This is a genomic window from Candidatus Marithrix sp. Canyon 246 (genome assembly GCF_001723685.1).
GTDB lineage: Bacteria > Pseudomonadota > Gammaproteobacteria > Beggiatoales > Beggiatoaceae > Marithrix.
Genome location: NZ_MCBX01000008.1, coordinates 91,540 through 99,855 on the forward strand (window position 1 = coordinate 91,540; position 8,316 = coordinate 99,855).

Here is an 8,316-nt window from a genome sequence, read left to right on the forward strand (position 1 = left end):
TTTTTTATTAAATACTGAATTTAGGAAAGATTTAATTTATGATAAAAAATCATTAGTTCCTAAGATTCCTAATGCGTTTGTTGTCAATGAGTTTCTATTTGTAATTAATTCAAAACTTCCGTCAATAATAAGCATATAATGATCAGTATTGTCTTTAAGAACTAAAAATTCTTCTAATAATTCAGAATCAAAAATTTTTTGATATTGACATACTTTTATTCCTTGAGATGATAACCAAACACCTTGTTGGGAAGAAAGACTTATTCCACATGTTTCTTTTTTAGCTTTTCCTTTTCTTCCAAGCTCTGGATAAAAATATAAAGCTGCGCGTCTTCCATCTATAGCAAAAATTATAGTATAATTTTCTCCTTCGTATTCAAATACTTTTGCAGCACGTTCATAAAATATTCCTGCACGTAATTGCCCAATTTTTAATGGAGAACTAGTTGTTTCTTTTTGTTTTCTTTCAATATATGGAAAACCTTGTGGTATTAGTTCAAATTTCCATAATTTTTTGTCTCCCATCCAAATTTATAACTGACATTTTTGTGTATCTAAATAAGATAGTACATGCTCAACATCTGTTTCTTCAAAATGATGCTTGCTATTAATTAGCCTTACATCTCCATGTATGGTATAGAATCTTATGTAATTATATAAATATGATTGCTTGATAGATTTGACAGAGAAAAATTCGTTATATTGCTTTTCACTAAATCCTTCAATTATAAGCATTGTACCTTCTATTAAGAATATCAAAATTTATGAAGTTTTGTCAGAAAAAAAAGTTACAGTGGATTCTCATTATAATTAGAATATCATTAAAAAAGTAATCATTTTTTTAATAAAAAATTACTTATGGTAATGCTTTCATCAGAATATTTTTGGCTAGCTGTTTTCTGAATTTCTCCATGATTGGGATAACAGTCAGCGTAACAAACATAGGGTATATAAGCGATAGCCTCATACACCCTTACAAGCTATGAGCGATTAAGTAGTCATATCTAGTAATCTTATCCCTTCAATTCTGGAGAAATGCTTTGTATTTAAAGTTGCAATACTTAAATTATGAAATTTCGCAGTGGCTGCAATAAATATATCTCTATATTCTATTATTTGATTTCTTTTCTTCAGATTCTGAAAAATTGAAGCCGCAATTTCAGCAATTTCATCATCTACAGGAATAGATTCTATCCATTTTCTTATTTTTGTTATATCTTCAATATGTTTATCAGTTTTGGCACCTGATAATAGTTCAAATGTAGTAATTGAAGATATAAAACAAACATGTTGTTCTTTGAGTTTCCATAAGTAAGATTTCTGCTTTTTATCTTTCCTTAGAAACTCTATAATAATAGATGTGTCTATTAAAATTCTTCTATTGTCCATGATTTTATTCTGAGTTCTTCTTCAGTAATATCCCACTGGGAAATTGATAAAAAATCTTTTTTCCATTCATTGTTATCATCTACTGATTGCATTTTCTTATAAGGAATAATTAAAATCTCAACTTGTTTGGCATAAAAGCTTTCAGGTAAGTCAATAGTTATTTGATTTCCTGTAACTTTTCTTAATTCTCTTACTAGCTGCATAGTAACACCATTATTAATTATCTTATTACAAAACCCTTTGCTCAAATCCCAACTCACTCAATCCATCCAATGTTTTACTATCTGTCAATACAGCAATATTCGCATTTTCAGTTTGTAAGTATTTTGTTGCTATTCTTTGTAAGTCTTGTATTGTTACTTGTAAGACTCGTTGGCGGAATTCGCGTCGTTGTTCTGGAGTTCTGCCGTGTAGTTGGTTGAAAAATGCTCCTATTGCTTCGCCTGCTGGGGAGCCGGGGCGATCTATTCTGGCTATTATACTTAATATCGCTTCTTCTAGTTGGCTTTCTTTATGTGGATTTTCTTGTAGCCAATTTAAGCTTTCGTCAAAGTCTGCTAGGGTTTCTGTTAGTCTTGGATCGCGGTATGAGTAGAATCTAAAGCTGCCGGTGCTGCCATCATAACTGGCTCCGCCTCCATATGCTCCGCCTTGTTCGCGTACTGTTCGGTGTAAGTAACCATTGCCTAAAAATTGTCCAAGTACTGTGAAAACAGCGGCATCAAAATCATTTGGTGCTACTGTTGGGTATGCTTTGGAGCAAAAATTTACTTGGGTATTAGTTGTCCAAGCTTGTTTTATTTGTTCATTTACAGCCGCTGGTTTGAATTTTTTGATTTCTGTATATTGTTGATCTTGCCAATTTAATGTTTGTTCTGCTTCACTTACAGTTAATAGTTGACGCGGTGCTTGTAATAATTGGTCGCGAATTCGAGCTAATTTTGCAGCAAATTTTTCAACTTCTAGGTTTTTATCTAGTTGTTTTAGTTTCTGTATTCCTTCTAAGCCATGCCATTGTTCGGATAATTTGCCAACTGGGCTGAAGCCGCTACTTGAGGCTGTCATTACTAGTTGATGCCCTCTTGAGGTGACGCTATTTTCTGTTTCTACTCTAAATTGAGAAATTAATTCGCGTAATCTTGGTAATTCGTCGAAGCGAGCTTGTTCTAATGTTTGGCGTAATAATTCGGATAGTTTGTCTTGATTGCGTACTAAGGCTTTGCCAGATATACTAAAAAAGCTTTGTACTTGTTGCACATCATTGATGTTGCCGCGAATTGATAAGCTGGCACCTATGCCTCCGGTTACTGCTGCTTGTAATGCCGCTGTTTGTCGATAATCTTGATCTCCTACACCTACTTCGGTAAGTATGTCACAAAATAGGGGTAATATTTCTAATAATTCTGGTTCAAATTCTGGTAAATCTATGACAATTTTTTGATAAATCATACCATTGGTGCCGCTGGCAAACCATGTGCTTGGTAAATTGCCTATGGTTTTAAAGTCGCCGCTGGGAATTTTTAAGTCATCTGCGATGTCTTCTAAACCTACTTTTGGTAAGATTTATGGATCATCTTCTTGTTGTTGACGCGCTTGTAAAGCCGCTGCTTGTTCAATGACTTGGGCTTTTTGTTCTTCAGTCATTTTGGCTTTTATGGCTGCTAATTTTGCTGTTTCTTCAGCAATTTCTTTAGCGGCTAACTCGGCATCTGGTGCCATTACTACGCTTCACACAGGTTTTTAATGTAATCACTGCTGGCACGGTATGATTCAAATAAATTTGACGACAAATTATTTTCTCCAAGCTTGTCATTATTACTAAACTAAAATTATTAGATCAACATATATAGTATAATATAGTTATCAACTTTGTGAATTCCAAGCTAATTATTAATTTAATAACCATGCCTGACATAATCGACAACCAAACCCAAACCCAAACCCTCACTGATCACGTTTGCCAAATTTTACCGCAAACCGAATCAGTAAAATTTGCCGTAGGCTATTTTTTTGTTAATGGCTTGCAAGAACTTAAACAACACTTTACTCATGTAGATAAAATCCAATTGTTGATAGGCAATCAAACTAATCAACAAACCATTGATGCCTTGATGCAACAAGAACTACAGCCGGAACGAGTAAAAAAAATCATTGCTAAACGTCAAACACCTAGAGAAAAACAACGTATTGCCACTGAAACTCAAGCTAAAATCCGAGCCGCTTTAGCGGTTCCGCCTTTGACTGATAGTAGCGAAAATCTGTTTGAACTTATTCAACAATGGCTCAATAGCGGTAAATTAGAAGTCCGTGTTTATACTAAGGAAAAATTTCACGCTAAGGCATATTTATTTAGCTATAAAAAAGAATTTTATGAAAAAGGCATTGGTATTGTTGGTTCTAGTAATCTTACCGTATCCGGCTTAAAAAACAATACTGAACTCAATGTATTAGTGCATGGTAATGATAATTTTACCCAATTAAATCAATGGTTTGATAATTTATGGAGGGATGCACTACCCTTTAGCAAAGCATTAATGCAGGAAATTCAAAGCAGTTGGGCTAGTAAAATTTATACTCCGTGGGATATTTATTTAAAAACCTTATATACATTGGTTGAAGAGCGTTTGGAATATGCTGAGAGTAATATTATTCATTGGGATAAAAAATTACCACAGCTAACTAAATTTCAACAAGTAGCTGTTGATCAAGGTTTAAAAATTTTACGCGATCATCAAGGTGTATTTATTTCTGATGTGGTAGGATTGGGTAAAACCTTTATTGGTATTGGCTTATTAAAACATTTGCAGCGCACTGGATTGAAACGCCAAGTGATTATTTGCCCCAATGCCTTAGAAAAAGATTGGAGTGATAATACCAGTGAATATGAAGTTTTTGCTGATGTTGTACCCTTATCAAAGTTATCAAGAAACAATTCACCCTTACAAGAACGCTGGATACAAGATGCTGATGTAGTTTTAATTGATGAATCACACCATTTTCGTAATGCTAATTCACAACGTTATGAGGTGGTTGAAGAATTTTTACGGGGTAAAAAAGTAATTTTATTGACAGCTACACCTCGTAATAACAGTGCTTGGGATTTATATAATCAAATTCGCTTATTTCAAGATGATGCCACGCCTTCCTTGAATTTAGATACTTATGATAATTTAAAAAAGTATTTTCAAGCGGTGGATAAATTGGAACAAAAAGCTAGAGATGTTGAAATAGCAGCAGATGAAAAAACTGTTTGCCTTAAGCAAGCACGGCATAAAATAGAACAGTTATTACAACAAGTGCTGATTCGTCGTCGCCGCAACCATATTAAAAAATATTATCCTGATGAAAAAATTAATGCTAAACCGATTGTATTTCCAACGCGCCAATTGCAGCGGCTAGATTATAATATTGATTACACCTATAATAATCTTTATGATGATATTCGTCATCATATTGCCAAGCTTCATTATGCTCGTTATAGCATTGGGCTTTATGTCAAAGAAGATTTAAGAGGTGAAAAAAAATGGTCTAATTTAGCGCGTGCTGGGCGTTCTTTGCGGGGCATTATGCGCGTATTATTACTCAAACGGTTTGAATCTTCGGTGGTGGCTTTTCGTAATACTGTTACCAAAATGTTGAAAATGCACCATTTATTTTTAAAAATGTTGCAACAAGGTTATATTGTTGCGGATGCCAAATTATTGGAAAAACTAGAAGATACTGATGGCAATTTAGATTTTGATTTGGTGCAAGATGGCAAATATTCTCAAGAGGATTTTTATCTTGAGGATTTAGAACGCGATTTACGGGCTGATATAACGCAATTGAGCGAAATTCTAAACATGGTAACTGAGATAATGCCAGAACAAGATGATAAATTACAAACCTTATTGCGCCAGCTACAACAAACACCATTAACTGCTGAAAAAGTAATTATTTTCACCCAATATAGTGATACCGCACGTTATTTGTATGAGCAAATTGAAGCTAATAATTCAGCCGTAATTGACAGCAAAACTAAAAATAAAATGCAATTATTACAGCTATTTTCACCTCGCTCGAATAACTATACACTGAAAAAGCATGAAACCGAACTCCGCCTGATCATTGCCACTGATGTTTTTTCTGAAGGTTTAAATTTGCAAGATGCCGCTGCTGTTATCAATTATGATTTGCATTGGAATCCGGTACGTCTAATTCAGCGCGTTGGGCGAATTGATCGAATCGGCTCTGAGCATGATATGATTTATATTTATAACTTTTTTCCCGAAACAGCCTTAGATGAAGGTTTAGGTTTACGCGAATTACTGCGGCGACGAATTCAAGAAATTCATGATACCATTGGCGAAGATGAACAAATTCTGGATGAAAAGGAACGTTTAAATCAAGCCGATATGTACAGCATTTACAACAATGAAGATACTAGCACCGAAGATAAGGAAATTGGTTTTGATATTAATGAAGCTGAAATGCTAATTCGCAATCTGCGAGACAATGATAAGGCAACTTTTGAACGCATTCGCCAATTACCTGATGGTATTCGTGCAGCAATGTCTTCGCATATCAATGGTACATTGGTTTTTTGCGGAGTGGAAAATTATTATAAACGACTATATTTATTGGATGAATTTGACCAAGTGATTAGCTCTGATCCCTCTGAAATACTGCCTTTGTTACAGTGTGAAATTAATACACCAACTCATCCACTACCCCGCAAACACAACCAGCATGTTGAACAAGCACGGAGTTTGTTTAAACAACATCTTGATAAAATCATTTTAAGCAAGAAAAATCCAGAGCTAAGTGCCGAGCAACGTTATATTATAACTCAATTTAACGAGTTACAAAGTGATTTATTAACTACTGAGAACCAAAAAAATCTAATCAACCACTTAATTAGTATTATTTCTCAACCATTACCATCTTACGTGTTAATTAAATTACGTGTTATAAAACGAAATCAAGTAGCTGGTGCAGAATTAGTCGAGAAAATCGACTATTTAGTTTACCATTTTGAGTTAGAACAGCGGTTTGCAAATAAGCCCAAACATTCAACTTTTCCGCCAACTAAGATCTATTGTTCAGAGTCATTATGCCATTAGAAGCTCATCTCAAAAATCTCAAAACCATTGAAGATTTACAAAATTTATTAATTGAAACCATAGGTTTTGAAGAAACTGATGAACGTGTTTTTTTTCCAGAAGAAAAACATGTATTAACCGAAGAATATTCACAACCATTGAAATTGGCTGAATTATTTGATTTTTCAGTTTTAGTCTTACCAGTAAAGCGTCAATTATTGAAAACTCGGCAACGCGCTGCGATTGAGACTTTACAAAAACGTTATCCATTTGCCCTATATATTTTTGTGGACTTATCCCAGCAATTATGGCATTGGGTATTTCCAAAACCGGATCAAATAGCTCATCAAAAAATCTTGCGTCGCATGGAAATTGGCGTTGACGAACGCTTGCATACGATTATTGAACGCTTGACGCAATTAAGTCAGGCTCTCTTAGAGTGTGAAAATACTGGTGAAGTTGTCGCTGCTGTTGATAAGGCATTTGATGTGGAGATGGTAAGTGAGCAATTTTTTCGAGCTTATCAACAACAGTATGAGAATTTTAAACAGCGTCTTCAAGTCGATAATAAAAATAAATCGTGGGTTTATGATGATAATAAATTATCCCGCTATGTGCAACTATTGTTAGGGCGCATCTTATTTTTACATTTTCTCGAAAAAAAGACTTGGCTTAATCAAAATAATAATTTTATTAGGGATTTACAACTACCTTATGCCAAAAAAGAGCAGCAAGGCTTTTATCGTGAAGTGTTAAGACCCTTATTTTTTGAGGCTCTTAATCAGCCCGGGGATAAAAAAGCAATCAATGGACAAGAATATTTTATTCCGTTTCTTAATGGCGGTTTATTTGAAGCACGGGAAGAATTTGACGAAGCTGACTTAATTAATTGCCCCCATTTTGCTGATGAATTGTTCACCGAGTTGTTAAACATGCTCGGGCAGTATAATTTTACCGTGGATGAATCGACACCACTGGATCAGATTGTGGGTATTGATCCAGAAATGTTAGGCAAAGTCTTAGAAAATTTGCTGGAAGCTGAGGTACGTCATGCCAGCGGCACTTATTATACACCCCGTTCGATTGTGGCTTATATGTGTCGAGAAACTTTATATCGGCATTTATCTATTTCCCGTAACCAATTCAATCAATTAGTTGACGCAGCCTCAACCGGTGACACCGCTCCATTGGAGCCAAAATTAGCTCAAGAGTTAAATAAACAACTTGATCAACTCAAGATACTTGATCCAGCGGTTGGTTCTGGAGCATTTTTGCTAGGCATGTTACAAGAAATTTTGCTATTAAAAGAATCGCTGGCGCGTGTTGAAGCTGAAACTATACCACGCGCCACCCTGAAGCGGCATATTATTCATAATAGTTTGTATGCAGTAGATATTTCTTTTCCAGCCATTGAAATTGCGCGATTACGTTTATGGCTGGCATTAGTGGTAGATGAGGCTAAACCAGAACCGTTACCCAATTTGGATTATCACATCATTCGTGGTAATACCTTGCAAACGCTGTTTGATGGTAAACCGGTATTACCGGTTAAGACTGAAAATCAGCAAAAAGAGTTATTAGCAACTTCTAATCAAGCCCATACAAAAAAATTATTGCAAAATTTAGATGACTTATACGTTGCTAACGGTGCAAAAAAATCTAAATTACGCCAACAAATCAAAGCACAATTAACCGCAATGGTTGAAGCGCATTGGGCAAGTCAACTACCCCTGAGCTAAAGACACAGGGGCTTGAATCGTGAGATTCGAGATAGGTCTTAGGACTAAATAGGTGATTAGGCTAAGTGTTAACTCACTACGTTGTTTAAGTTATGACACCCGTGGAT

General features: G+C 35.0%; 6 protein-coding genes and 1 pseudogene. 2 read left to right on the top strand and 5 right to left on the bottom strand.

All coding sequences use genetic code 11. From position 1 onward, the window contains the following. Window positions 1-36: 36 nt before the first annotated feature. From BHU68_RS07085 to BHU68_RS17880, 5 genes and pseudogenes are all read right to left on the bottom strand, one after another. On the bottom strand, window positions 37-525 hold the full coding sequence (locus BHU68_RS07085; protein ID WP_069470971.1) for a hypothetical protein: 489 nt from the start codon (window positions 523-525) through the stop codon (window positions 37-39). A gap of 465 nt (window positions 526-990) precedes the next feature. After that, window positions 991-1,389, bottom strand: coding sequence for a type II toxin-antitoxin system VapC family toxin (locus tag BHU68_RS07090; protein ID WP_069470972.1), 399 nt, complete (start codon window positions 1,387-1,389; stop codon window positions 991-993). Beyond that, on the bottom strand, window positions 1,368-1,592 hold the full coding sequence (locus tag BHU68_RS07095) for a hypothetical protein (protein WP_069470973.1): 225 nt from the start codon (window positions 1,590-1,592) through the stop codon (window positions 1,368-1,370). The genes BHU68_RS07090 and BHU68_RS07095 overlap by 22 nt, the downstream gene beginning before the upstream one ends. Window positions 1,593-1,617: 25 nt before the next feature. Beyond that, window positions 1,618-2,385: an insulinase family protein gene (locus BHU68_RS17875; RefSeq protein WP_253181147.1), complete on the bottom strand. Its 768-nt coding sequence runs from the start codon at window positions 2,383-2,385 to the stop codon at window positions 1,618-1,620. Next, window positions 2,377-3,108: pseudogene (locus tag BHU68_RS17880) on the bottom strand (insulinase family protein); the annotation flags it as partial. The gene BHU68_RS17875 and the pseudogene BHU68_RS17880, both read right to left, overlap by 9 nt. Window positions 3,109-3,293: 185 nt before the next feature. Between BHU68_RS17880 and BHU68_RS07105 the strand changes: the two are divergent. Both BHU68_RS07105 and BHU68_RS07110 read left to right on the top strand, forming a co-directional pair. Next, complete coding sequence (locus tag BHU68_RS07105; protein ID WP_069470975.1) at window positions 3,294-6,491, top strand: helicase-related protein; 3,198 nt, start codon at window positions 3,294-3,296, stop codon at window positions 6,489-6,491. Next, a complete protein-coding gene (locus tag BHU68_RS07110; RefSeq protein ID WP_069470976.1) occupies window positions 6,482-8,209 on the top strand; it encodes a DNA methyltransferase in 1,728 nt (575 codons plus the stop codon). Before BHU68_RS07105 ends, BHU68_RS07110 begins: the two co-directional genes overlap by 10 nt. Window positions 8,210-8,316 lie beyond the last annotated feature (107 nt).